Below are 23,269 nucleotides of genomic sequence, written 5' to 3'. Positions count from 1 at the left end.
AGTCCCTGAGCCGGCGCGAAGCCCGCCCGCCGGTGACGCCCGTATGAGCTTGGTGCCGGCGTTCGCACCGATCTGGATCCTTACCGCAGTCGGCTACGCGGCCTGTCGTTGGGGCCTGCTGGGCGCGGCGGTGGCGTCGGTCCTCGGCCGATTCGTGTTCCATCTTGCGATGCCGTCCGCCCTGTTCCTAGCCCTGGCCGGGATGCCGCTTTCCGGGTTCGCCGGCCGCTCACTGCTCGCCTTTGGGGTGAGCACGGCCGCGGCCGTCGGGTTCGGGTGGGTCGGCGCGAGCCGGCTGTTCGGTCGCGAGCCCGGTGAACGGCCGATCTGGGGCATGACCGCCGGTTACGTGAACTCGGCGAACCTCGGCATCCCCGTCGCAACGCAGGTTCTCGGCAACGTGTCGTTCCTGGCGGAGGTGGTGCTGCTGCAGGTGCTGGTAGTGACGCCCGTGATCCTGGTCGCCCTGGACCGGCACAGCGACCCGGCCGGGCGGGTACGGGTCCGCCGCATCGCCTCCCTGCCGATACGCAACCCTGTGATCCTGGCGTCGCTGCTCGGTGTCGCGTGCTCGGCTGCCGGCCTGCATCTGCCGTCGACAGTCGACACGTCGCTCACCCTGCTGTCGGGCGCCGCGGTTCCGGCCGCCCTGGTCGCGCTGGGCGCGTCGATGCACCGCACGGCGCCGTCGCGGACCGAGCCGGCCGCGCTGGCCGAGCTGACCGTGATCACCGCACTGAAGCTCGTCGCACAGCCGGTCATCGCATACGCGGCCGGGCTGGCCTTGCACCTATCCGCACCGCAGTTGCTCGCCGTGGTGGTGTGCGCAGGCCTGCCGACAGCGCAGAACACGTTCATCTTCGCCCAGGAGTACGGCGTCGGCGAGTCGGTGGCCAACCGGGCGGTGGTGGTGACCACGACGCTGTCGCTGGCCACCCTGGCCGCGGCGGCGGCACTGCTCGGGTACGTCCGTCAGCTGATTCGTCCAGCAATCATGGTGAGTCACGCCGACCATGGCGCTCGCGGCCGGGTCTGCAGCCACGATCATCGGCTGATGATGCGGCGGGCGCGAGACACCGACGCCAGCCATCCCGGAACAACACGCCTGACCACTTCGACCTCTACTTAGAGGTCACACCGCACCGCTTCACCCGATCACCACAGGTCGAAGCCCTCGCCCCTGTTCCGGCGTCGATGAGCATTTCGGCAGAGAGACCACTTCGCCAAACTGCACCCAATCTGCTCCCAGTCGCAAGGCCGGGCCAGCCGGCTGTCGAGTCCCCAGGTCAAGAGGAGGGTGAGGCCCGCTCGGCGAGGGTGGTGGACATCACAGGCGGTCGAGGTACTGACGGTCGACGGCAGATCTTGAATCATGCATGATCCACTGGCTGCCCCTCGCGTTGATCTGGAGGTTCCCGTGCCGGAACGTCTTCCCGAGACATCCGCTCCGACCTCCATGGCCAATGGCGGCGGTCCTGATCCGCTGAGAGAGGATGCCCGCGCAGCATGGGCGTACCGGACTTACCTGCGAGCGCGCGGTTCCCAGCCATTACACCCGGACGCCGGTGCACGGCTGCTAGCCGCGGTCGACCCAGACGACCATGTTGAGTTCATCGCCGAGGCTGCGGTTCGGTACGGGGCCAACCTTTTCGCGGAGCTGACCCGCGACGGTACTGCGCCGTTCGTCGCTGCCCGGACGATGCGTCGGTGGATTCTCGTCGAACGCGCCACAAGCGCCGTCGTGGTCTGCACCGGGCCGGCGTTTCCGGGCTCGATCGCGGGCACCAGCAGGGCTACGACTTGGCCGAACGTCGGCTGGACCCTGGGCGTCACCGCTGACGACGGCCGGAAACTCGCTTTCAAGGTCTTCTCGGACGACGACCATCTCGACCGGCTGGAAAAGCTCATCGAGCAAGGCGCAGCCGAGGAGATCAAGTTGCTTCCCGAGCAGGCCGAGGTGCCGGCCCTTCCCGACCTGGGCGCTGCCGAGTCCGCACGCGGGGCTGCGGCGGCTCAGCGCTTCCTGCCGTCGGACTGGCGCACCAGTGAGGAGGTGGCCGCCGCTCACATGCGGGCGCTCGGCTTCGCCGATGCGGAGCTGACCGGTGGCAGCCGCGATGGTGGCCTAGACGTTGTCGCCGGGGCCGGTGTCGCCCAGGTAAAGATGCAGGCGCAGCCGGTAGGTGCCCCGCAGGTGCAGCAGCTTCGCGGTACCCGGCCGCACTCACCACATCACCTGTTCTACTCGACATCCGGGTACACGACCGCAGCACGCGAAACAGCCGCGGAGATCGGCGCGTACCTGTTCACGATCGGCCGGGACGGGACGGTGTCACCGGTCGGTGACGCAGCGGCCGACCTCGCCGAGACGGGAGTACACGACCCGGACGCGGTCCGGGCAGTCACCGCGCGGCAAATCGTGCACCAGTACTGCCAAACTGTCGGCGACCGGATCACCGCCGCGATCAACGCCATCGATTCCTCCTCGCCACGCCACACCGGCCGGTACCCGGGACATCCCGATCGGGCGAGGCGGTACCTGCTTCAAGCGGTGAACAACCTGCTCGAGGCCCCCGGCTCATTCGAGTCGCTTCGGTCCGCAGCCGTGTATTACCACCACACCGAGCTGCTGGCCCACGTCTGGTTCCGAGAGATGGGAGTGCCGTACCCGGATGGCGAGCACCTGCGCCATGAACCCGACACCCTAGACTCGTTCTACAACTGATCAGCGGCTCGTCCGGACCGGATCGCCGGCGATGTCGGGTCTCTGGACCAGCGCTGAAGTCGCGATGATCTTTATGAGGGCTGAAGGCATCTCTCGCCGGCTCGGGTGCGCAGCGCTGAGGTGGTCCCTACGGTGGGAGCTGTGCTGCGCACCCCGCTTATCGCAACAAATTCGGTGGAGCGGGGGAAGCCGCGGGTTCATTCTGTCTCGTGATGGGCTGTGAAAACGACGGCTGCTCGCACGAGTGGCACTACGCGCCGTACCGCACCGGGCTGGGCGCGCTGCAGCGCGGCCAGGGTTCCGCAGTGGCCTGGCTGCTGGGTCAGCCGGATCACGGGCACGTGGTTTACACCTGCACCACTCGCGACACCCGGTGGGACTGGCAGGTCGACGACCGCTACACCTACCTGGCTCGGCTGCTGCACGACCTGCGCCTCGACACAGCCCCACTGGTCGCGCAGCTTCGCGCCTGCGGCCCGTACCGCCCCTGGCCCCAAACGGACCCGACCGATGACGACAACCAGTTCAACCTTGCGGTCGGCGTTCTGGAGGCGCTCGCCCGCAAAGGGAACACGCAGGCACACGAGACGCTGCGCGGATACGTCCGCGACGGCATCCGCTGGATCGATGCACTGACAACGCTGGCCTCCAGCTGGCCAGCGGAGTGGTGGGACGACCTGTGGGAGACCGCAGCCACGCGTATCAGGCCCGGAGACGTGGCCGAGATATTGCCGACCTCTGAGCCATGGCTGCGCTGGCGGGGTCGAGATCCGAGGATCGACAGCGTGCTTAACGCCGCGCAGCGCAGCCGAAAGGATGCTCAAGGTCGCCGGGTCGACCTCTCGACCACCAGTGACGCCGAACTGATCGCGCTCCTGCAGGCACCGGACACCGGTCGTGCCGTGAAGGTGACCGCACTGCACCAGATCCGTCGCAGAGCACGGCCCGTACCGGAATTGCTCGACGTGGTCGAGCAGTTGGCCGCCGAACGGCAAGCCGGACTGTTCGGTGCGCTCCGCGTCCTCGGCCCGCAGGTCCTCCCAGCTGCACGAAGCTGGGCTGCCGACACCGAGCACCCGCTGTTTGACGCCGCCGCACACCTCCTCGCCGAGCACGGCGAGGAGCAGGACATCCCGTCGATCCTTGCCGCACTCGACCGGCTCACCGACGAGTGGTGCGGCCACGACCGACTCACCGAAGGCCTGGCCCGGATCCTCACCGGTTCCCCATCAGCCTCCCAGGCCGACCTGCGGGCAACCCTGATCCGGCGGCTGCGCCGATTGACCATTGCATCGCCACACAGTTACGAGCGAGGCAGCTATCTGCGTAGCCTGCTGCTCCTTGATCCGGACAAAACATCTGGCGTGCTGCCGTCTTGTCTCCTCGACTGTGAGCCGGACGTCCGGCTGTTGGCCGCTCAGCACGCGCCGCTCACGGACCAGACGCAACGCTGGCTGCTCACGCTACGCGACGACCCTATTGAGGAGGCATCCGTGCGTCAGGCCGCAGTCGCGCGTCTCAACGGGAACTGAAGCCGCGACACCCTTAAATTCGCTTCACGACCCGGCGATCCCTACGGAGAGAGCCCTGGCCACTTCGGCATTCACTGGGAGGTCACACCTCACCGCTCGACCGCGTCACCCCGCAGGTCCCAACCTGGTCCCCCAAGACCGGGGCTCGCCCCGAGCCGCCGACCGCCAACCGCCGACCGGCCGTGAGCTGCCGGCCAGTGCTTGGTTGGCGCCAGCGCTGGTTCCCGCAGCCGCATCGGTCGATCGGGCGCAGAACGCTCACGATCGCCGCGCCTTGTCAGCGGCATGAGAGTCCGTGGCGTTGATGCGCCGCGCATGATTGCTTGCTGCCCCTAGCCGATCTCGGCAAGACTGGACTCATGACAAGTCAAGTCAATGCTGATGGGCATGAGTATTTTGCATTGCGGACGTTCCGTCAGGATGGGTCATCGGTGTCGACGCCGGTCTGGCTGGCGTCAGCCGGAGGGAACCTGTACGCGTATACACCCGGCCGCTCCTGGAAAGTGAAGCGGATCCGGCGGAACCCGAAAGTCGAGGTGGCGCCGTCCAACTTTGCCGGTGAACCTCATGACCGGTGGCGACCGGGCCAGGCGCGGGTACTCCCCGCGTCAGAGTTGCGCATCGCCAAGCGCGCGATGACCGCAAAGTACGGGAACAAATTCCGTTGGTTCACGCTCGTGACGCTGGCCGGTCGCCTCCGCAAGCACGGCGGGCGGGCTGTCGGACTCGAGATCAGCCTCGGATCGGTGTAGCACCAGGCCATTATCGATGCACACCAAGCCTGTCACTGTGACCATCAGCGACCCGCGACCCCGGCACACGAGAAATGCTGCAAGCAGCGAGCCCTGGTTACTTCGGAATCTCACAGGACGCCTGTCAACGCCGGCTGAAAGTTGACCCCTCCGTTCCGGCGGGTTGCAGTACTTGTCGCAACACAGCTGATCATGTGAGGCGTGTTGATGGGACGACGAGGACGCAAACGCCGGCTCGATGTCGAGACGGAGTACTGGCGGCTGCTGCAGGCAGGCGTGGGAACCTTCGAGGCTTGCCGGATCGTCGGGATCGGTCTCAGCGGCCATGAGAGCATCTGATCTTGAAACTACTTAAGATCCTCTGGATGACCGATGTCGATGCGCTCATGAACAACGCTGTAGCCAGCCCGTCTCGTCTCCTGGGGGTGTGATCCTGACGGGGCCCGAACGGGCAGCACCGCGAATCCAGGGTGCCCCGCCGCGAGACCTCGCCAAACCCGCCAACATGCTCGGCCGCCAACGTCCAACCAAACATTGCAGCTTGCTGACGTGCGTTCTCACGGGCATTCGTCAAGGCATTGATCACCGGCACCATCTACAACGACTCGGAGTGGCTGGGCGACTTCCCTCTGCACACCCGCGGCGGGCACGACGGACGGCAGCCGGGCCACCCTAGAGTCGCCCCGACCGAGTTCCGGGAGCCGGGGCAGGTGTTCCACGTGACTGAAACCACCACGTTCCGTTGGTTCTCCGTCGACAGCGCCGGCAACATCGAGAAGAACTACGACCCGACGAAGAGCGACAAGCGCGGCAACTACCGCGCGGCGACGATCACGATCGCCAAGAAGTAGCGCTCTTCCCTTGACCATCGCCTCGTCGGTGCGGTCCACCCCCATCGACGAGGCGATGGTCGCACAAGCCGGCCCGCGCTACGAATGCTCGGTACCCCATCAGCTGGCCGGATCGACGAGGACGCCAGGGTTGAGGATCCAAGACGGATCGAGCGCGCTCTTGGCGGCGCGCAGCGCGAGCGCGACGGGGTCGGGACGCTGCCGGTCGTACCACGGCCGGTGGTCGCGGCCGACGGCGTGATGGTGGGTGATGGTGCCGCCTGCGGCGAGCAGCGCGTCGGACACGGCGTGCTTGATCTGGTCCCACTGGTCCACGGTGGCGCCCCAGCGGCCGGTGGCGTATACGCCGAAGTAGGGTGCGGGGCCGTCCGGGTAGACGTGGGTGAAGCGGCAGGTGACCACGCCTGTCGCGCCGACCGTTCGGAGCGCGTCGCCGGCCGCGGCGAGCACGGCCGCCCGCAGGGCGGAGAAGCGGTCCCAGGTGCACGCGGTCTCGAACGTCTCCACGATCATCGACCGGGCGGCGAGCGCGTCGCGTTGGTACGGCATCCGTAGGAACGCCGACCGCCAGGCCTCGGCGGCGGCGGTCCGTTGCCGTGGACCAGACGAGTCGTCGCCTCTGGGTGGCTCCGGCAGGGCTCCCCCGTGGTCGCGGCACAGCTCGACGGCGCGGTCCAGCCATGGTGTGACCGGATGGTCGGCGGACTCGAACCCCAGGACGAGAACGCCGCCAGTGGTGGCGGCGCCGGCGTTGAGCAGCGCCTCCGCCGGGTCGAGCAGCCGGCAGTTACTCGGGTACAGCCCGGCCTGGGCGATGGCCCGGGTGGCGGCGACCGCAGTGTCGTAGTCGGTGAAGTGCACCGCGGCGTCCGCCCGCCAGCGCGGCCGCTGCTGCAGCCGCATCCACGCCTCGGTGATGACGCCGAGCGTGCCTTCCGAGCCGAGGAACAGCCGGTCCGGCGCGGGTCCGGCGCCGGAGCCGGGCAGCCGCCGCGACTGGCTGATGCCCGCCGGGGTGACCACCCGCAACGACTCCACCACGTCGTCGATGTGAGTCAGCACGGTGGCGTAGTGACCGCCGGCGCGAGTGGCCAACCAGCCACCCAGGGTGGAGAACTCAAACGACTGCGGGAAGTGCCGCAGCGTGAGGTCGTGCCGCTGGAGCTGGTCCTCCAGCGCCGGGCCGAACACGCCGGCCTGGATGCGGGCCGCCCGGCTGGTCCCGTCCACCTCCAGCACCCGGTCGAGGCACCCCAGGTCGAGACTGACCACCGCGGGATACCGGCCGTCCAACCGGGGCTCCACGCCGCCAACCACTGACGAGCCACCGCCATAGGGAATCACTGCGACGCCCCGGCCCGCGCACCAGTCCAGCACGTCAACGACATCCTGCTCGGTCGCCGGCCGGATCACCAGGTCCGGCGGATCGTGAACGTCCCCGTGCAGGTTGCGAACGACGTCCCGGAACGCCTTACCGTGTGTGTGCGCCGCCCGGTCGGCCGGGTCCGTCGAGCACAACCGCACGAGTGACGCCGGCGGATCGACCCGCGGCTGGCGCAGGCCGAGCTCGGCTACCGGCGGCGCGACGTGCTCGGTCAGGTCAGCATCGGGCAGCAGGGTACGCACCCGGTTGACTAAGGCCGTGGCCTCCGCGCCAGTCACCGCGTCCTCGACGTCCCCCCAGCCCCACCACGAACGGTGCTTTTCGGCCACGCGGCCTCCCCGCCGTCCACGATCGCCGGATCGATTTGCCGGTAACGTACTCGACAGCTGAACTCCCGTCGATGTGGCAGGGGCGCGCGCGACCCGGAGCGCCGGGTCGCCGCGTGGGTCCAGTCGTGCGGCCCGGCTCGTCCGTGACCGGGGTGACCACCAGCTCCAGCCCGGCGCAGGGCCCACGGGCCATGACCAGCGACCGCACTGCGCTGATCAGCGCCCGGTCGACGGCGGCCAACCTGACCACTACGATCATCGATCGACGGCCCGGATCGACCCGTCACGAGCTACGGAGAGCACGAAGGAAAGATCCGTCCGGTGGACCTGGCGAGAGCGTGATCGGCGTGACGACGGTGTCCCGGACCGGTGTCAACGGGGCTCGGGCGACGCTGCGCAGCATCGGTCACGCGCCCCCGTGCTGGCCAGCGTGATCGGCAGAGGCAACGTCCGACTGGGCCGCGGCCCATGCCTGGAAGGCGAGAAGACCATGGCACACATCGATCTCGGCGTCGACGAGACCCGGTTCCCCGGCATCACCGGCCTCATGCGGTACCGCCCGGAAACGTCCAAGCCGCTCAGCGAGCTGGCCGAGGTACTGCTGCGCGCCCCGCATTCGCTCCCGGCCGGCGAGCGCGAACTGATCGCCGCATACGTCTCCGGGCTCAACGAGTGCACCTTCTGCTGCGCGTCGCATTCGGCCTCCGCCGCAACGCAGCTCGAGCAGGGTATGACCCTCGTCGATCAGGTGCGCGCCGACCTCGATACCGCCCCGATCCCGGCCAAACTACGCGCGCTGCTGCGCATCGCGGGCGCGGTACAGGTCGACGGCCGCAGCGTCACCGCCGAGATGGTCGCGAACGCTCGCGCGGAAGGCGCCACCGACCTGGAGATTCACGACAGCGTCCTGATCGCCGCCGCGTTCTGCATGTACAACCGTTACGTCGATGGCCTCGGCGCCTTCGCGCCCGACGGGCAGGAGGCCTACACCGACTCCGCACGCCGGATCGTCAAGTTCGGCTACCGCCCGACGGGCGACCCGAGCCAACCGGATCACCGACTGTCTGAGCACACACAGGCGTGATCCCCGCATCGACTCCTGTTTCCGGTTTCGACACGTACAGCACCGCGGTGGCCAGTCGCTCTGCAGGAGCGTCCAGCACGTGCCCGGGAGGTCAACCAATCCGGCGCGGGGTTGCTGGTCGGGTGAAGCGCCTGGCATGATCCGGGCATGATCGAAAGAATCGAGTCCTCCGTCCGCCGGTGAGCGTGACACCCGAGCCTGGCCTGCTCGGACCCCACTTGTCGTTATTTGATCATGCGTTGCGGATGCATCGCGAGGATCCCGACGCGCCTCTTTTCCGTGACGGTGAGCCGTATCCGGATGAGGGACAGCACCGAGGTCGGAAGTCCCGTCCTCGCGAGCCGGAGGATCGGCGCCGCAGCGGTGCTGATGTCGCCGCCGTTTTGGACACGCATTTCGCCGACGGGTCCGCCGTTCCAGGCGATCTTGCCGGCGCGTTCCATGACATCTATGTTCCGATCCATCCCAACGAACACATCATGGCTGCGGCTTGTCGAGTGGACGCCGAGCGTGTTCGAGCGACCGGTCGATGGCTTGTCCAGCACGCGACCGATCGGTGCGCTACGACTGTTGGTCTGGCGTTGCTGACCACCGTATGGGATGAGGACGACATCGAGTTGATCAAAACGATCGGGTTGCTGTCGAAGGGCTTCGGCCCACTGGCCGCCCGCGCGCTCGAACGACGGTCGTGGTGCGGCGGCTCGGACGCATTGCTGTGGCTAGCCGAGCGGGTCACAGGCTGGGGACGGGTCTATGTCGTGGAGTCCCTGTGCACGATCGGCAGCACCGCAGCGCGGCCATGGATGCTGCGACGCGCCTGTGATGGCGACTACCTCAACCGCTACTTCGCCGGAAAGGTCGCCACTGAGGCGCACCTGCAAGAGGCGATCACCGCGGCGAATCCTGACAGCGAGTTGGTCGATCACACCGGCCTGCTGCTGACCATCATGGCTGACAGCGGCGGCACGGGCATCACGCTCGAGCACTATCCGCCCGCCTCCGCCGTTCTAGAGGCCCACTGCGAGCACGTCGGTCGCCTAGAGCCGTCGGTGGAGCGTTTCGTCATCGCCGCGCAACTGGCTGAGCATCTACATCACCCAGCGGCGGAACGAATAGCTTGGCCCGAGGGCGGACGAGAGCGCGTTCTGAGCGGCTATCTTTCCCTGCTCGATCGCGACGACTGGTGCACGGTCGCTCGCGCTGGGCTGGCCGCTGGTGATCACCGTGTTACCTGGCTTGTCGAAGCGCTGGCACCAAGCCTTGGACTTCGAGCGTTCAGCGTGAACGACGAGTAGCGCCCGAAGGGAAAGCCGGCAGGGAGCACGTTCGCGGTTTCCTGCCGGCCTGCCGCCGGTCGTCCTCTTGAGGGTCTTGTGGTAGTTCGCTCTGCGGGATTGGTGTCTCAGATGACGGACCCACGGCGGACTTCAGCCCGCTCACCCGGAACACTCTGCGTCGGTCTGCAGCAACCTGCAGGCGCGGCGTTAGGCAACCCGAGACGCCGGCCGGCGCCAGGCATCCTGGGAGCAGCACCACCTGACCACTTCGCTCTCCACTGGGAGCCCACCGGCCCTGGACCCTTCGGGCCCGCAGAAGAGGCTTCCAGCTGAATGGGGAGCTCAGGACGTTGCCCATGGGATCGGTGTCTCGAAAGACGGAATTGCGGCGGACTCCAGCGAGCTCACCCGCAACACTCCACATCGATCTGCAGCACACCTACGGCAAGGAAGGACAAGTGGGGACGACTCTGCAATCCAGCGCGGCCGATCGAATCCCCATGATCAACACTCGGTGAGTTGCGCGCACGGTCGGCGGCAATAGAGTGTGCCATCGGTGATGGCTTATTCAGCGAGGGGACCTTGATTCGGATCGCTGGAACGACTGAAGTATCTGACGAGATCAGGAAATTCGCATGGACGCTCGTCCAGAAGGGCTCGAAAGAGCGGTTGCCCCGCCATGGCTACGGCGATGCTGACCCAAACAGACTGCGGATCATCTGGGAAGCGTTCACCTACTCGGAGACCATAATCCGTCGCTCCCGCCATTAGGTCCGCAACGATGAGCGCTCTTCCAAGGTCGTCTCCATGCAAGTCGACAGGCTTCCCGCCGAAGATGTAAGGACGGAGGCTAGGCCAATGGAAAATTAGCTGAAGTCCGACGTCGTAGCGCTCACTCGCGTGATTTAGAGTCTCATATCTTCCTACGAGGTTAGAAATCTTTACCTGTTCTCGCAGACCCTTGGTTTGCAGTGAGGCGAAGTAGATCGTCACAGCGACTGCCATCAAGCTAATAATCTGGACGATATCGCCAATCACTGGCCGACCCCTTAACTGAGATTCATATTCACTAAAGTCTATGGTAGACGAGCTGTCCAACATCGGCGTCCTCCCTGACTTCACATCGAAGACCTGCCTGGTGAGGCAAACGCCAGCCCTCGGTGACTAGCGCCAACCAAACCCTCGGCATTAACCGTCGGATAGAAGCCGAGCAATGCATTCAACTCGGCAGATCCAGAGGCCGCCGAGGGGCCGGTAGACAGCACTGTGTGTAGTCAACAATTTCTGGGCTGGCGTACGCTCGCCGCCGACTTATGGGCATCGATGGCTGCTGTGCAACGGTGGCGTACGTGGCCGCACAACACCTACGCCGACAGGGGCCGGCCCCATCACGTTTTCGAAGTCCGGACGGCTCAAAACATTGAACAGAAACCCTTGACAGGGAAAGCCGCCGTAATCCTGACCGACTCCACGATCATCGCCGACAGCCCTAACTCCGCATCCCTCACAGCGCTGCGGACCGGGCTCGACCAATGGGAACACGCCGCACGACCCGTCGCGGACTGGTACAGACTCACCCTCGTCCTCAACGAGGACAATGATTCTCCAGGTTGGGACCTACGACTCAAGCGGCACGTCAGATGATGTCCGACCGCATCCGCAAAGCGATTGGGAAGCAGATGCGGCGTGATCTCGTTCGCGTCCACGCCGAGGACCCTATCGGCACCCATCGGCCGCTTGCGCGCTGTCATCGGCTACTGCAGAAAGCGCGACGTGCTCCTGGCTGGGAAGCTCATGCTATCGAGTGCGAACCACCAGGTCGACAGCCCGCCAGTACCGAGCCGGCGCCCGCGGTGACACGTCATGATCTGCGCAGCCAGGTCCGCTGGGAGATGAAGAAGTCGCCGCTACCGGCAACCGCCGTGCACGAAGGGCTGCACAGCCCAGTAATGAGCGGCGGCCGCCGGCACCTGGCCGACGGCGAGAACCAACTCGTGGCCGAGTGTGCCGATAACGAGGTCGCCGTTCTCGAACCGCAGTACGAGACCAGCGGAGATCTCGTCAACGTCCTGGCCGACGATCACAGCGCCGTCAGTGAGCCGGGCACGGAGGCGTAGTTGTTGGCCCGCCAGCCCGGGATCGTCTTCTCGGTGCCGTCGTCCGGCCCCGGGAAGCACGCGTTGTCGTCGTCGACGTCGAAGACGGGGTCGCGATAGCCGCCGTCGCACTCCATGGTGGCCTTCATTTTCGCCGTCGGCGCCGAGAACACCCCCCGGGCCCACAGCACCCCGACGTCGAGAGTGAAGCCTGCCCACCGCAGTTTGCTCGGGTCGTTGATGTGGCCGCCCTGCTTGCCCTCGCCGCGCAGCATGTTCTGCGAGAGGTAGTCACCGCTCAACCGGCACGACGGCGGGAACAGTCCGCATTCGATCGCCCCGATGTACACCATGTGGCTCTGGCAGTAGGAATACCGGTTCTTGATCCAGCCCTGCTCGCGCTTGGCCTCGTCGCTGTCCCACATCGGTGAGCGCTTCGGGCGCGGAGACGTCTTCGCCAACCCGCACCCAATCTGCTCCCAGTTGCAAGGCCGGGCCAACCAACGACTCCTTACCGCCTTGACCCTGCCCCGCGATCGCCGCGTCGGCCCTTGGTGGCGCCGGCACCAGTCCCCCGCGCACGCGGCGTACGCCCCGCGAGATGGTCTCAAGAACGGGCCCGACAACGGGCCGGCAGACAGCACCGCCGCCCTGCGCGCTCAGAGAGCGGTGCCGTCTTCGGCAGAGCCTGAGACCGTCATGACTGCCGGTGTTGGAGCGCGCCGCCGCCGTGACATGAGGTTTCGGGAGTGCACGACGTCCGGGTGGGTAGGACTACCGGACGACCCGCGCGTACGCGGCACCTGAGGGGAAGGAGAGCACATGGCTACCGGAGAAACCGGCTTCGACGACGTGACGTTCGACCTCATCTCCGTGCAGTACCACTCACTCAAAGCGGGGCACGACTACGGGCAATACGTCCGCGACGCCAAGAACGCCGGCCAAGACGAGATCGCGTCGTTCTTCGAGCAGGTCATGGCGGAGGACTCCGCGCGTGCCCACAAGTGCCACGAGTTCCTGGCCCGCCTCGGCGGCACGGACAACACCAACCCGCAGAACGGCTGAACCACCGGCGTCTCCGCAGGCTCAGATAGCGGCGAGACTGCGGAGACGCCTTCACGCGGACCGAGTCGGACAGTACGCTGATTGATCCTCAGCTCACGCCCTGGCGACGGTTGTGCTCGTTGGGCTGCAGCACGCCTACAGACGTGGCCATAGGAGAACCGGGACGTCGGCCGGCACAAGCCAGTCGGGAGGCTGGAGGCTTGACCTCTTCGGTATTCACTGGGAGGTCACACCACACCGCTTGACTGCATCATCGCAGGTCAAAGCCGTCGGCTCCGCGCAGCGTCGGTGAGCACTTCGGGCGTGGTGACCTCTTAACCAGCCTGCACCCAATCTGCTCCCAGTTGCAAGGCCGGGCCAACCATCGGCTCCTTACCGCTTTGGCCTGTGGGACGCCCCCTGTCAGGAGACACGTATGGTCTGCAGCGCCGGCGGTCCTCGCGCTACGCCTACGCCTACCGAGAAAACCGCTGCCCGTAGCGACCGAATCGCCATGAGCGTAAACCTGATCAACGCGTACAGACCCCACAGGAAGATCCCGAGGCCGGGGGTGTTCGAGTGGCCGACGACGGCCATGAACGTGAACACCAGAGGAGCGCGCGTTGAGGACGTTGCCGCGGCCGGAGTCGCGGCGCCGAGGCTCCAGCGGGGTGCTGGGGCCTCGGCGCCCTTCGCCTTGCACGACTAGGGGGCGCTGCAGCCTGCGGGTGTTCGGCCGCTGGAGGGACCTTGGTCGATCAGGCCCGCAGGTGTAGGCGGCGGCGCCGTGCGACGAGCACCAGCGCGAGGCCGACCGCGACGGCGGCGGTAGCCGCGCCGACGAGCAGCATGGTGTTGTCGCCAGTGACCGGCAGGCCCGGGCCGGCGCTCGCTGACGCTGACGGCAACGCCGACGCCGACGCTGATGCCGACGGCGACGCCGATGGCGAGGTGCTCGGCGAGCTCACGGCGACCTTCTTCGCCGGCACGAAGATCTGCGGCTCGTCGCTGTCATCGACGCGGACCTGCGCCAGCGTGTAGTTCTCCTCGCCGTTCTCGCCGGCCAGGATCTTCCAGCCCGCCGGTGCGGTGAAGGTCAGCAGGACGTCGCCGACGGGGAGGCGGGCGAAACGGAACAGGCCCTTGGCGTCCGTGATGGCCTCGGCGTACTTCGTCTTGCCGTCGGCACTGGTGGCGACGACCTTGACACCCGGGACGCCAGGTGTCCGGGGCGTCCACTCGGCGCCAGAGGACTCACCCTGGAAGACGTAGCCGCCGAGATCGTCGAAGGCGCCCCCCACCAGCAGCCGCACGCTGGTGACGTTGTCGGCGTCGTTGGCCTCACCGTTGTCGGCGGCAAGCGAGAAGGCGACGAATCCGTAGCCGGCCTGCCACGCCATGCGGTTGGTCTTGCCGGTGAGCTGAACGGTCTTGGTGGCGCCGGCGGCGAGATCGAAGCCGGTCGACAGCACACCGTAGGCGACATCCTCGACGCCCTCGCTGTCCCCGCCGGTGTAGTGCACGCGCTTAGCGTCGACGGAGCTCTTGTTCTTCACCGTGACCGTGATGGTGAAGGTCTCGCCCTCGGCGTAGTTGGCCTTGTCGGCGGCGGAGCTCACCGCGATATCCGGCTTGGGGTCGGCGGCTAGGGCGCCCGTTGCCGGGAGGACGGCCACGACCATGCCCACGAGGGCAGCGGCGGCAAGTTTGCGCATGGAGGTCTCCGTAAGGGGGAGTGGGAATCAGCGCGATGCTAGCGGCTGGGCGAGTCGCTCCGCTGTCCCAAGATCGAGACCGTGATCGGAGAGATATCCGTTCACGGTTGCTTGATGATCGAGTGAACGCTCATCGGCATGTGCGGACGCCGCCCTACCGCTTCCGCGGGGGTGCGCCAAGGCTGGCGCCTTCGGGTTCACCGAAGAGGCACCAGCCCGAAGGGTCAGGGCGTTGCCCCTGGGACCGGTGTCTCAGATGACGGAACTGCGGCGGACTCCAGCAAGCTCACCCGCAACGTTTACGTCGATCTGCAGCACCCTGCAGGCGCCGCGTTAGTCGACCCGAGACGCCGGCCGGCGCCAGTCATCCCGGGAGCAGCAACGCCTGACCACTTCGACCTCTGTTCCGATACATCCTCAACCGCCGTGCGATGGCCTGAATCGCCATGCCCTTCGACCGCCGCAGCCGCCGGATCTCCGCCCAGTCCTCCACGCTCAGCACCTCCCGATGCTTCAGGAGGTGGTCCCGATTCAGCCGGAACCACGTGGTCAGTTTTCAGGCGGAGCCGACAGATGCGCAGCGCTTGGGTGCTGAACGTCCACAGGGCGTTGTCGAAGTGCCGCTGAACGGCCTGGGGGCTGTACGGCTTCGGCTCGGCGTTGCCGCCCTTCTGCTTGATAGTGAGGCCGATTTTCGCCGCCGACAGTTTGCCGAGCACCTGTTCGGCGGTGAGCGGTTCTGCGGGCGCCTGGGCTGGCGCGGGGGCAGCCGATATGGCGGTGGCCGCTGGCGGGGCGGCGGCCGGGGTGTCGGGTGTGTTGGTGCCGCAGCCGCCGGATCAACCGATACGGATCCGGCGGGCGGCATCCGAGCCTGGACAACACGTCCGGCAGCGCACCCGCAACCCGACGGCTGCAACGACCAGGCCGGCCGATGGGTTACGGCTGCTGGCGGCAGCCTGCTCGCCACCGTAAGACCAACCACGCTGGCGTTCTGCGCCGACAGCGTACCGATCGACCAATGGCTCACGACGGCCAGACGAGCCGGTCTCGACGGCAACGTTCTCGTGCTTCTCAACGCCCACGGCGACGAGACAGGCCGGCTCTCCCCCACGAACTGAACGCCGTCAAGTAACAGCTTCTGACTCATCGACTTCGGCATCGACGCGCGGGAGAACGCCGACGACGACGGTGACAACCGGCCGTCTTCTCGGATGCCGCGCCTTACCGAGGCATGGCAGCCTGTTGGGTATGAGCTCTGCCGGCGATGGTCCCTATCTGACGCTCAGGATCAGCAACGGCCTGCTCCTCGTGCGGGATGGCGTCGGCACTTGGCTAATCCAGGGCGCTGCCGACGGGTTGGTCTACCCGGCCGGGGACCGCCTCGTGTGGTTGTTGCCACTGCTGGAGAGCACCCCGAGCGACGTCAGTGCGGCATTGCCCGACGTGCCTGTTGCCGACACGCCGCTTCCCGCTCTCGCGCGGTTCGCGCTCACGGCTTGGGGGGAGCACTGGCCGACGCTGGCACTCGATTGGTTGGACGCCGGATGGCCGACCCGGGATCTGCTCGACGTCCTGGCCGACATGAAGGACTCGTGCGAGCTCTCCCAGCCGCTCCGCTACCGAGCACTTCGCCTCTGGCGCGCCTCGGCACATGCCTGACGGTCTGACAAGCCCGCATCTCGGAGCCGCCCCAACCAACGCCGGCCTGAACGCCGAGTACTCACGGTGGGAGCCGATAGCCACGGAGGCTGCAGCAACGGCGAGCACTCCGCAGCCGATGAGGATGCACCTCCTCTACGCCGCCCTGGAAGGCGATCCGGCGTCCGGCAAGCTGTTGCGAAATCTGTGCGCTCAAGAAACACGCCGCTGCCCACCCGCAGCGACTCCGCGCTAAGTAGATCCGGGTCCGGCGCCGGCCGTGATCGGCCGGCGCCGGATACCGGTTCAGCGCGTTCCGGTGCGGTGCAGCTGGACGGCGCCGGAGGTCAGATCGCGCGGGGCGATCAGGTCGACGTCGAACTCGGCAGCTGGAACGGCTCGCGGTGACCGAAGAGATCGACTTCGACCAGGTGGGCGCTCGGCTTACGGCCAGCATCGCCGACCTCGCAGTCCTCCGCGTAGACCTGCAGCGGGTGATCAACACGGCGCAGCCGATGACCAAGCTGATCCTCGGGATGATCGCAGCCGGCAAGACCCAGGTCCAGATCGCCGCCGAACTGAATCTGACGGTCAAGGCGGTTGAAAGCCGGCTCAGCAGTTTCCGCAAGCGCGTGCAGTCTGCTCCCGACTACAAAATCACCGTGGGGGCATCATGAAGAGCGTGCTCGGTGGACTCGGCTTCACCAGTGTCTTGTCGTTTTTCGGCAACATGGTGGGCGTGCCTTGGGGTGCGCTACTCGCGGTCGCCATCCTCATCATCATCAGCACCACGGTGATCGCACTGGTTCAGCTCCTGGTGCCGCAGGAGTCGCAGCACAAGCTTCAGATGTGGGACACCGTGATCAAATACCGGGCCCGGCGCCGTACCCGAGCTGAGGCAACGGCGCTGACCGCGCCGCCCCGAGGCGTGACGCCAACACCTGCCATACCTCGGAGCCGCAGGAGCAAAGCAAGTCCGCAGCGTGCTCGGCACCATCCACCGTGATGAGCGGTCCGGGCATTCATCAGGTACGGCTGGAGTACTAGCCCGCCCAACCGTGATGGGCGAAGGCCGCCCAGTGCAGCGGAGAGCGATGCGCCCGCGCCCGGCCCCACACCCGGCGGGCAGCGGGCGCGAGGGCGCGAACTGCGGCGCCGAAGGCATCCGGGCAGGCCTCGAATTTCTCCTCGTTCGTGCTTTCGCGGAGCCACTGCTGGCCGAGGCGTAGCGCGTCGGCCGGTGACTCGCCGTCGTCGCGCCAGAGCCGGTAGACCGCGTTCATCAGCAGCGTGGTGCTGGTGTCCGGCACCGGCCACAGCGACGCGATCACCTCGGACACGCCGCCGCCGAGGAACGCGGACGCGAGGCTGAACACTTCGGTCGGGTTGTCGAACCAGTAGCTGCCGGTGTCGCACGCGCTCAGCACCACCAGGTGCAACCCGTCGTGTGGCCGGGACAGGACGTCCCGCATGGTCATCGGGATGTCCCCGGCCATGAGCAGGAACGTGTCGAGCGGGTGCTCCAGCGCGACCGACCCGTGGCAGATGAGGTGAGCCACCTCGTGCCGGCCGAGGTCATCCAGCACCGTCTCCCGGGTCGCGCCCTCGCCGCGGCGCCGGGTCACCCGAGCGAACCGGGCGCCGACCCCGCCGGCCTCGACGCCGGCCAGCGGCAGGGGCGGAGCATCGACCGGCGCCGGCTGTTCGACGATCAGCGTCGCCGGCTCGCTGCCGAGGCCGGCGGAGGGCGCGTTCTCGGCCAGGACCCGGGCGGTCGGCGCGTAGCTGATACGCAGCTCGTCGAGGGCGTAGACCCGGTCCCGGGTGGCGTCCGGGCGCCAGGCGGCATGCCAGGGCAGCAGCGAGAGCAGGCCGACCGGGATCAGCACCACCCGCTCGCCCGGCGTCAGGGCCGCGATCACGGCGCCCATCGCGATCTCCCAGAGCCGGCGCGTGAGCTCGTCGAGAATCCGGGCCCAGGCCCCGCTGTCGTCCGCCGCCGAGGCGGGCCGGGCCAGAAAGGTCTGGACCTGCCCGAGGACGTCCACGAACCCGAGCCGGGGACAGTCGATGATCAGGCTCTCGCCCGCTGTCTGCCCCGGCCGGCGGATCAACGCGACACCGCCGGGCTCGGCCGCGACCAGATAGACCACCGGCATGGGCGCGGCTTCGTCGTGATCCCCGGTCTCGTCGGCGAACCGCTCGAACCCCGGTACGGCCCGGACCCGCCCGACCACCTCGGCGAAGGCGTGCCGGGCGGCCCGGATCTCGCCGATCAGGCCGGCCCGGTCCGGGGCCACCGTCGGGTGGTCGGCCGTAGCGGTCTCGAGGAAACGCAGGTGGTCGACCGCTCGCCGGTACTCTTCGGCGAGGGTGTCCTGGCCGGCCGCGTCCAGGTCGCGCAGGTCGGCTAACCGCCGGTCGAGCATGCTGTTCAGCAGGTAGGCCCGGCCCCGCTCAATCGTCGCGACGGCGGCCCTGGCGTTGCCCGTCCGTGCATGGGTGTATGCCGCGAGCTGAGGCAGGAGACCCAGCATGCGAATGGTGGAATTGGCGTCGTCCCAGCGCAACTGAGTCTCGACCAGCCGGCGGGCCGCGGTCATCGCGAGCGCGTACGCATGCGAGGCGTCCGCCCAGCGATCCCGCTCACGGAGCTGCCCGCCGAGCACCATCCCGCTCTGCACCGCCACCCGGGGGCTGAGCCGCGTCGCGTCGGTCACGCTAACGAGGAGGAGCTCGGCGGCACGGTCGAAATCCGCGGTGTCGCCGGTCCGACGGTGCCGCTCGAGGAGGGCGAGGGCGAGATTGTGCATCACCCCGAAGCGGACCGGTGAGCCGCCGATCACCCGGACCGCCTCCTCCATGAGCGTGACCGCCCGGCTCGCGCTCTCGGCCGATTCGTCCGCCCCGGACGTAGCGCGCAGGGCAGAGGCGAGCTCGGCGAGCCGGACTCCATGGTCGTGGCTCCCCGGCGGGGTGGCGGCCAGTGCCATTTCCTCCAGCCCGACCGCCCGGTCGAGGTCCCGTCGGTCGCCCGTCCGCTCGTACCTCATCAGCAGCGCCATCGCGAGGTTGCCCTGCACCGGGTACACCGGTTCGCCCTGTTCGGACAGCGCCGCGAGCGCGTCTTCGAAACAGTCGATCGCGCGGGTGATCAGGTCCGCCGCCGGGCCGCGGCGGTCGCTGTGGTCGAACTCGTTGCGGTAGGCCAGACCGAGGTTGTTGAGGGCCTGGGCACTTGCGCGGGGTTCGGCCGCGGTCGCGGCGACGGCTGCTTCCCGCAGCGCCCGCCCCTCGTGGAGGTCCTCGCGGTTGCCGGTCTGCCGGAACCGCACCTCAAGGGCCGTCGCCAGCTCGAAGCCAGCCTCCAGGCTGCCCCTCGCGAAGCGGGCGCGGAGCAACGAGATGGCGCGTTCGATGTCGGCGTCGGCGCCGAGCACCAGATACCGCCGGCGCAGGTCGGTGGCGAGTTGGATGTGCTCGCGGGTCGCCCCGGCATCGTCCGCGGGCTGGCCGGCGAGCGCGGCCTCGGCGGCGTCGACCGCCGCAGACAGGTCGTCCACGTCGCTCGCGAGGTCGTAGCGGTGGCTGAGGGCCAGCGCCAGGTTGGACCGGATCAGCCGGCCGACCTGCGACCGAGCCGGTGACCCGTTGCGTGCTGAGGTCAGGACCTCTACCGCTTCGTCGAGTGCGGCGTGGTCGCCGGTGCGGGCGAACAGCTCGATCAGCGACGCGCCGAGGTTCGCCGCGACCGCGTGGGACTCCTCGCCGGAGACGGCGGCTAGCGCGGTCCGCTGAGCCTCGGCGCTCTCCGCGAGCAGCTCCGGCGAGCCACCGGCCGAGGCCGCGGTGCGCAGCACATTACCGAGATTGCTCAGATGTGTGCCCCGAGCGGGCGAGCTCTCGCCGGCGTCCGCGACCGCGAGACGCAGCGCCCGCACGGCGCGGACTAGGTCGGCCTCGTCGCCGGTGGTGAGGAAGTGTCGCCGCCACCCGACGCCCATGGCGTCGGAGAACAGGGCCTGGAGCGGGCCCGGCGGCTCGATGGTGTAGGCATACGCGACGAGATCGGCCAGGGTGTCGAGCAAATCCGGATCACGCGTGGCCTGGTAGCCGTTGAGCGCCTCCTGAGCCGAGGGGAAGAGGTCGTCGGCATCCGGGCGGTCACCCGCCGCCAGGGCCCGCGTGAACCGGTCCACGCCGACGATGCGGCAATACGCGATCAGCCGGGCGATCCACCCGGCCGCCGGCAGTACCTCGGTGTCGCCCGCAGCGGTCAGGCTCTCGATCGTGGCTGCCAGCGCCCCCTCCACTTCATCGGTCAGTACCTCCGGATTTTGCTCGAGCAACGACCGGATCCCGGCCGGGTCGGTGACGGCCAGCAGCTGGTTGAAGACGCGGTTGAGGTGGTCGGGGTCCACGCCGCTTCCTCCTCGGAGCTCAGTTGGCCGGCCGCATGAAGATGCGGTCCTTGGAACGGGCGCCGGTCTGGAGGTAGCGGTTGACGAAGCCGGCCAGTTCGTGGTCGTCGTCCGGGGTCTGCGGCAACTGAAAGCGCAGCGCGGAGTAGAGCGCCGGCCGGTACACGTCGCACGCCGCCTCGACCAAGTCGCCGTAGGCCTCGGCTGCGGCGATCGCGTAGACCCGGTAGGCGACGGCCGCCGCGACCAGCGCGAGCGGCAACGCCCACCACGCCCAGATCGTCCAGATCGCGACCGCGACGCTGAACGTGACCGCGACGGCGGCAGCATCAAGCCGGCTCCGGGCCTCGGTGATCGCGGCGCGCGCCGAGTCGGGCAGGACCAGCCACAGATGGTTCCAGCACCGCACCGGGTCCAGCCCGTACTTGTAGTAGGGCCGCATCTCCGATGCTCGTAACGTGTTGCCGAGCCGGGTCGGCAACAGCAGGGACTCGTCGGGCGGGTAGCGGTAGAGAGCGTCCTCGGCCCGGGTCGCCGCCCACCGCAGCGTCGCCGCCGCCTCAGCCGGGCGTGCAGCCAGCGCCGCTGCCTGGAACCGTTGCTCCCGGCGCCGAAACCGGCCGATGTGCCATCTGCGCAACGGCCAGCCGGCGAAGGCAAGCCAGCGCGGCCAGTAGCCCTCCAGCATCCGGATCACCGGCACGGTCAGCGCCTCGGCCAGGCTGCCCAGCACCACGACGCCGATCAGCACGCCGACGATCAGGACCAGGGATTCCCCGGCGGTCCGCTTGCCCACCCAGGCGGCCAGCGTCGCCCACCCGGCGGTCCAGCCCCGCGACCACAACCAGGCCAGCAGACCGATGCCCAGAAAGGTGAACGCGGGCGACAGCACCGCCGCCACCAGGCGCTCGGATAACTTGCCGGCGAGGCCTTCGAGGAACTTGGCGTTCATGCCCGCGTCTCCGGTGCGAGGACCAGGACGGTGCCCGGATGGTCGGGGCAGGTGCCCGGCGACTCGTAGGCCAGCCGGAGAAATTTGGCGTAGATCCCGTCGACCGGGCAGACGTAGAGCTCGGGGAGAGCAAGTGGCGCCGGCTCGCCGGGCGGGCGGGCGCCGCGCTCGACGTACCGAAGGGAATCGGCCGGCAGGCCGAACTCGAGAAAGCCGGCGACCCAGTCGTTCACCCTTGGCTGCGACTCGAGCAGCCGGTCGAGTTCGTCCTCCACGTCCTCCTCGCCGGCCCGGCGCAGCACGGCCAGCAACTGCTCGTCGTAGGCCGCCCGCTCGCTCTCGGGCAGAAGATCCTCGAGGTACGCGCGAACGGTGCTCGCCGCCCGCACCATGACCTCATCGGTCGTTCCGTCCGGCATGACACTCCCTCATGGACGTGACCGGTGGGTACCGGCGTCCTCAGCGTTCCCCCCGCCCCCGGCCGGAGCAATGCCCCGACAAGCTGCTTTCCTCGGGCGATCAGCCGCCGCACCAAATCGGTGCCGCTCGCCGGGTGGCTGACCGGGCTCACCGAGGACGCGGAAAGCGGTGAGCGGGCTAGTACTCCACCGCAGCCGGGATCTCGACGTTCGGAACCTGGGTTGGCGACGGAGGGTGTCGTAGCCGCGGCCCGATCGATCGCGTCGTCACTCGGTTACCGAGCCAGGACGCGATCGTTCTGCACCAGCCGAACCGGGTCACATTGCGGCTGCTGCGATTTGTCGCCCACCGGCTGCACCTCGACCTCGCTGGCATCGACGCCAGCGGCGAGCAGTTGCCGCGGCGTCTGCGGTTCCTCCTGCAGATCGGCCGATCAGGCACGGGGGTGAGGTCGCGACGGATCGGCGGCCCACATGCGAGGCGACCGGGACATCAGCCACGATCGCCCCGTCCGCCTCGGCGATGTCAGCGGGATACTCCGGCAGGAGGTCGTCTCAGAGGACCAGCCAGGATCCGTAGAGTTTCACGATCACTACTGCCGCCACCGACAAGGCCGCCGCTCGGTGGGAACCGTTGAAGAGCTCGCTTCCGCCAGCCTGTTCTCGCAGCCAGGCACGTCGCGGGAAGTCTCTCAACGACCACACGGCATCCGGCCGGCGACTTACGACGTTGATGAACTCGCGTTCGAGCATTTCCGAGGTGGCCACCGAAGCCCGTTGCCGGCCCGGCCCGCCGGGCTGCCTGCGAGCAGGTCGCTCAGCCCAGCATCGAGCACGACCCGGAGCCCAGGACGTCGCGACGTCGACGCCGGCGTGTTGCCCCGTACGAGCCGGCGATGCCCGGTAATCCAGCCGCGCACCTCGGCCGCTCTTGCGTCGGATGGGGGCACGGAATTGCCTGCATTTCGGATAGGAGCCGCGCGGCCCTTCTGCCCTTCATGAGACGTACGCCGAAAGATAGACTCAGGCGGATATGTTGGTTACTAC

21 protein-coding genes are annotated in these 23,269 nt (G+C 67.9%); 14 read left to right on the top strand and 7 right to left on the bottom strand.

The features are described 5' to 3' along the window. Window positions 1-43: 43 nt before the first annotated feature. The 6 genes from GA0070561_RS22545 to GA0070561_RS22525 all read left to right on the top strand — a co-directional run bounded on the left by GA0070561_RS22545 (window position 44) and on the right by GA0070561_RS22525 (window position 5,860). Window positions 44-1,129, top strand: a complete 1,086-nt coding sequence (locus GA0070561_RS22545) for an AEC family transporter (RefSeq protein ID WP_091404325.1) — start codon at window positions 44-46, stop codon at window positions 1,127-1,129. Between the two features lie 243 nt (window positions 1,130-1,372). Continuing rightward, the gene (locus GA0070561_RS22540; RefSeq protein ID WP_091404321.1) at window positions 1,373-2,725 is read left to right on the top strand and encodes a restriction endonuclease; all 1,353 of its coding nucleotides are present in this window, start codon (window positions 1,373-1,375) and stop codon (window positions 2,723-2,725) included. 212 nt (window positions 2,726-2,937) lie between these two features. Beyond that, complete coding sequence (locus tag GA0070561_RS22535; protein WP_091404318.1) at window positions 2,938-4,257, top strand: hypothetical protein; 1,320 nt, start codon at window positions 2,938-2,940, stop codon at window positions 4,255-4,257. A gap of 359 nt (window positions 4,258-4,616) precedes the next feature. Beyond that, a complete protein-coding gene (locus tag GA0070561_RS22530) occupies window positions 4,617-5,009 on the top strand; it encodes a PPOX class F420-dependent oxidoreductase (RefSeq protein ID WP_091404316.1) in 393 nt (130 codons plus the stop codon). A gap of 201 nt (window positions 5,010-5,210) precedes the next feature. After that, on the top strand, window positions 5,211-5,348 hold the full coding sequence (locus tag GA0070561_RS33675) for a hypothetical protein (protein ID WP_167362454.1): 138 nt from the start codon (window positions 5,211-5,213) through the stop codon (window positions 5,346-5,348). 239 nt (window positions 5,349-5,587) lie between these two features. Continuing rightward, complete coding sequence (locus GA0070561_RS22525; RefSeq protein ID WP_091404313.1) at window positions 5,588-5,860, top strand: hypothetical protein; 273 nt, start codon at window positions 5,588-5,590, stop codon at window positions 5,858-5,860. 99 nt (window positions 5,861-5,959) lie between these two features. Here GA0070561_RS22525 and GA0070561_RS22520 read toward each other — a convergent pair whose 3' ends face one another. Next, a complete protein-coding gene (locus tag GA0070561_RS22520) occupies window positions 5,960-7,573 on the bottom strand; it encodes an FAD-binding oxidoreductase (RefSeq protein ID WP_091404310.1) in 1,614 nt (537 codons plus the stop codon). A 490-nt stretch (window positions 7,574-8,063) separates the two neighbouring features. On the opposite strand from GA0070561_RS22520, the gene GA0070561_RS22515 reads away from it, so the two are divergent. The 3 genes from GA0070561_RS22515 to GA0070561_RS33170 all read left to right on the top strand — a co-directional run bounded on the left by GA0070561_RS22515 (window position 8,064) and on the right by GA0070561_RS33170 (window position 12,051). Beyond that, window positions 8,064-8,657 (top strand): carboxymuconolactone decarboxylase family protein, encoded by a 594-nt coding sequence (locus tag GA0070561_RS22515; protein ID WP_091405297.1) that lies wholly within the window; start codon window positions 8,064-8,066, stop codon window positions 8,655-8,657. A gap of 179 nt (window positions 8,658-8,836) precedes the next feature. Next, window positions 8,837-9,952, top strand: a complete 1,116-nt coding sequence (locus GA0070561_RS22510) for a hypothetical protein (protein WP_091404308.1) — start codon at window positions 8,837-8,839, stop codon at window positions 9,950-9,952. A 1,835-nt stretch (window positions 9,953-11,787) separates the two neighbouring features. After that, window positions 11,788-12,051: a hypothetical protein gene (locus GA0070561_RS33170; protein WP_141710430.1), complete on the top strand. Its 264-nt coding sequence runs from the start codon at window positions 11,788-11,790 to the stop codon at window positions 12,049-12,051. Here GA0070561_RS33170 and GA0070561_RS22505 read toward each other — a convergent pair. After that, entirely contained in the window at window positions 12,015-12,455 is a 441-nt protein-coding gene (locus tag GA0070561_RS22505) for a hypothetical protein (protein ID WP_091404305.1), read from the bottom strand. The genes GA0070561_RS33170 and GA0070561_RS22505 overlap by 37 nt on opposite strands. 397 nt (window positions 12,456-12,852) lie before the next feature. On the opposite strand from GA0070561_RS22505, the gene GA0070561_RS22500 reads away from it, so the two are divergent. After that, complete coding sequence (locus GA0070561_RS22500; protein ID WP_091404301.1) at window positions 12,853-13,095, top strand: acyl carrier protein; 243 nt, start codon at window positions 12,853-12,855, stop codon at window positions 13,093-13,095. Between the two features lie 737 nt (window positions 13,096-13,832). On the opposite strand, the gene GA0070561_RS22490 is transcribed toward GA0070561_RS22500, so the two are convergent. Next, window positions 13,833-14,789, bottom strand: a complete 957-nt coding sequence (locus GA0070561_RS22490; RefSeq protein WP_112625784.1) for an SdrD B-like domain-containing protein — start codon at window positions 14,787-14,789, stop codon at window positions 13,833-13,835. Window positions 14,790-15,334: 545 nt separating this feature from the next. Here GA0070561_RS22490 and GA0070561_RS33165 point away from each other — a divergent pair. The 4 genes from GA0070561_RS33165 to GA0070561_RS33160 all read left to right on the top strand — a co-directional run bounded on the left by GA0070561_RS33165 (window position 15,335) and on the right by GA0070561_RS33160 (window position 17,436). Beyond that, window positions 15,335-15,910 (top strand): hypothetical protein, encoded by a 576-nt coding sequence (locus tag GA0070561_RS33165; protein ID WP_141710429.1) that lies wholly within the window; start codon window positions 15,335-15,337, stop codon window positions 15,908-15,910. 130 nt (window positions 15,911-16,040) lie between these two features. Beyond that, entirely contained in the window at window positions 16,041-16,451 is a 411-nt protein-coding gene (locus tag GA0070561_RS22485; protein ID WP_091404292.1) for a hypothetical protein, read from the top strand. 383 nt (window positions 16,452-16,834) lie between these two features. Further along, complete coding sequence (locus GA0070561_RS22480) at window positions 16,835-17,107, top strand: helix-turn-helix domain-containing protein (RefSeq protein WP_091404289.1); 273 nt, start codon at window positions 16,835-16,837, stop codon at window positions 17,105-17,107. Then, window positions 17,104-17,436 carry a hypothetical protein gene (locus tag GA0070561_RS33160; protein ID WP_141710428.1) on the top strand — a complete coding sequence of 111 codons (333 nt, stop codon included), beginning with the start codon at window positions 17,104-17,106 and terminating at the stop codon, window positions 17,434-17,436. The genes GA0070561_RS22480 and GA0070561_RS33160 overlap by 4 nt, the downstream gene beginning before the upstream one ends. Window positions 17,437-17,473: 37 nt before the next feature. On the opposite strand, the gene GA0070561_RS22475 is transcribed toward GA0070561_RS33160, so the two are convergent. The 4 genes from GA0070561_RS22475 to GA0070561_RS33670 form a co-directional block, all read right to left on the bottom strand. Then, window positions 17,474-20,851 (bottom strand): CHAT domain-containing protein, encoded by a 3,378-nt coding sequence (locus tag GA0070561_RS22475; protein ID WP_141710427.1) that lies wholly within the window; start codon window positions 20,849-20,851, stop codon window positions 17,474-17,476. Window positions 20,852-20,870: 19 nt separating this feature from the next. Further along, window positions 20,871-21,803 carry a hypothetical protein gene (locus GA0070561_RS33155; RefSeq protein WP_112625778.1) on the bottom strand — a complete coding sequence of 311 codons (933 nt, stop codon included), beginning with the start codon at window positions 21,801-21,803 and terminating at the stop codon, window positions 20,871-20,873. After that, window positions 21,800-22,222 (bottom strand): hypothetical protein, encoded by a 423-nt coding sequence (locus tag GA0070561_RS22470; RefSeq protein WP_091404277.1) that lies wholly within the window; start codon window positions 22,220-22,222, stop codon window positions 21,800-21,802. The genes GA0070561_RS33155 and GA0070561_RS22470 overlap by 4 nt, the downstream gene beginning before the upstream one ends. A 555-nt stretch (window positions 22,223-22,777) precedes the next feature. Continuing rightward, window positions 22,778-22,990, bottom strand: coding sequence for a hypothetical protein (locus GA0070561_RS33670; RefSeq protein WP_167362453.1), 213 nt, complete (start codon window positions 22,988-22,990; stop codon window positions 22,778-22,780). Between the last annotated feature and the right edge of the window lie 279 nt (window positions 22,991-23,269).

Origin of the sequence: Micromonospora saelicesensis (genome assembly GCF_900091575.1) — a bacterium.
GTDB lineage: Bacteria > Actinomycetota > Actinomycetes > Mycobacteriales > Micromonosporaceae > Micromonospora > Micromonospora saelicesensis.
This window is presented reverse-complemented; position numbering and strand designations above follow the sequence as displayed.